The sequence below is a fragment of the Streptomyces rectiviolaceus genome (assembly GCF_039533825.1).
Lineage (GTDB): Bacteria > Actinomycetota > Actinomycetes > Streptomycetales > Streptomycetaceae > Streptomyces > Streptomyces rectiviolaceus.
The window spans coordinates 1-2,001 of the sequence record NZ_BAAAUG010000266.1; the positions used below are offsets into that span (position 1 = coordinate 1).

General features: G+C 67.2%; 2 protein-coding genes. Both read right to left on the minus strand.

All coding sequences use genetic code 11. From position 1 onward, the window contains the following. Positions 1-84: 84 nt before the first annotated feature. A complete protein-coding gene (locus tag ABD378_RS43675) occupies positions 85-1,170 on the minus strand; it encodes an alpha-hydroxy acid oxidase (protein ID WP_344531041.1) in 1,086 nt (361 codons plus the stop codon). Positions 1,171-1,187: 17 nt separating this feature from the next. Beyond that, a partial coding sequence (locus tag ABD378_RS43680; protein WP_344531043.1) for a TauD/TfdA family dioxygenase occupies positions 1,188-2,001 on the minus strand: 814 nt, incomplete at its 5' end.

Here is a 2,001-nt window from a genome sequence, read left to right on the forward strand (position 1 = left end):
AGGGTCGCCACCGTGCGGTTGCTCCCTTGTCTTCGTAGTCATGTGTCTTCGTAGTCATGTTTTTTCTGGAGGGGTCAGCTGGGTTCAGCCACGCATGTGTCGGCACGACGTGGTCACGAAGGTGTCGTCCAACTCGTCGACCGTGGTGATTCCCAACTGCAGGAGGGCGTCGCTGAACTCGGTGCGCAAGAGGTCCAGTACGCGTTCCACTCCTTGCTGACCACCGAGGCCGAGCCCCCACAGATACGGTCTGCCGATGCACACCGCCCGGGCTCCGAGCGCGATCGCCTTGGCCAGGTCGACACCTGAGCGGATCCCGCCGTCGAGGATCACCGGGTGGGTTCGTGGCACCGCCGCGACGACCGAGCGGAGGGCGAACAAGGCCGGCAGGACACCGTCCAGCTGGCGGCCGCCGTGGTTCGAGACGATGGTCGCGTCAGCGCCCAGATCGACGCATCGTCGGGCGTCGGCCGGCCGAAGCACGCCTTTGACCAGGAGCGGCAGAGAGGTTCGGGCGCGAATGCGCTTGAGATCGTCCCAGGTGACAGGGATCTTTTCGTGCCGACCGCCGGCCGGTGGATCACCCTGCAGGATTCCCAGGGTGCGGAGGGTTCCGTAGTCGACGCCGGGGGGCAGCCGGTATCCCGCCCGCACCGTGGTCAGCCTCCGCGCCGGGAATGATGCGTCGACCGTGACGACCAGGGCCGAGGCTCCGCAGTTCTCGGCGTACTCGACCGTGGCGTCGACGTCCGCGCGAGAGCGGTAGGGGAACAGCTGGAACCAGGTGCGGCCAGGCGCTGATTCCGCGATCTCGGAGTAGGGGAAGTGCGAGTCGGTGCTGACGATCGACAGCAGGCCGCGCTGGGCCGCCGCTCGTCCGGTGGCCAGTTCGGCGTCCGGATGCACCAGCCGCTGCGGGCTCGTGGGCGCGAGTATGAGCGGCAGAGCGAGCGTGTGGCCCAACACCGTGACCGATGTGTCGAGTTCCGCGGGGCCGTCGTGCAGCCCGCGCGGGCACAGCCATACGTCGTCGAACGCAGCCGTGTTGGTGGCGACCACACCGTCCGATCCCGCTCCGCCTGCCACGTACTGTGCGACAGGCCGGTCCGCATGGGCCATCCAGTGCTGCTCGAAGTCAGCGAGCGACAGGAGTGCGTCGAGGTCGGCCACTTGGCTCTCCTGCTGCCTCACCAGATGCCTTCGATGGCCGGTATCGGCGGGATGACGCGCGAGCCGTTCATCATCTGCAGCACGGAGTGCGGTATCGACTTGATCGAGTAGAACCGTCGAAGCCATCGGTCCTGTCCGTCGTAGCGGGGCGCAAAGGACGAACGCCCGTGCGCCGCGACGTTGTTGTCCAGGACGGCGCAGTCGCCCGGCTGGAGAATCACGTCGTGGCAGACGTCTTCGAGCGCCTCGGCCAGCGTGCGAAGAGCGAAGCGGCCCGCCTTGTTCAGTGAGGTGGTGTTGTGGGAGTTGAAGCGCATGAACGGCTTGTCGGCGCTGCCGAAGAGGACGGGGTGAGGGCCGGACGGTGCCGGTTCCACGGTGGTCTCCCTGGTGAAGGAGCCGGGATAGTTGCTGTGGAACTGGCAGCGCCGCAGGGTTTGCACCGTCTCGGGCTTGAGCAGTTCCATCGCTTCGCGGCAGGAGGCGATGCGGGTCGCAGCGATGCGGTCGTGGTCCTGCCGGAGACAGATCAGGCCGATGAAGTCCGGGCGCAGCGCGTGGTGGACGTTCTCGATGTGAAAGTCGAACGCCACGGATCCGGAGCCCTCGATCCGTGTCTCTTCGCCGGGCAGCGGCTGCACGTTGTGGACCAGGTCGCCGCTCTTCTCGTCGGCGTAGCCGATCATCGTGCCGAGCGTTTCGGCAATGAGCATGCCCAGGCCTGCCGTGCCGTGGCCCGGCAGGGTCGCCGGTTCGCCGTCGGTGTGTGTGGGCGGGAGTTGGCCGAGTTCCAGGCCGCGCAGGAGCATGAAGCCCGTCTCGCCCGAGTTC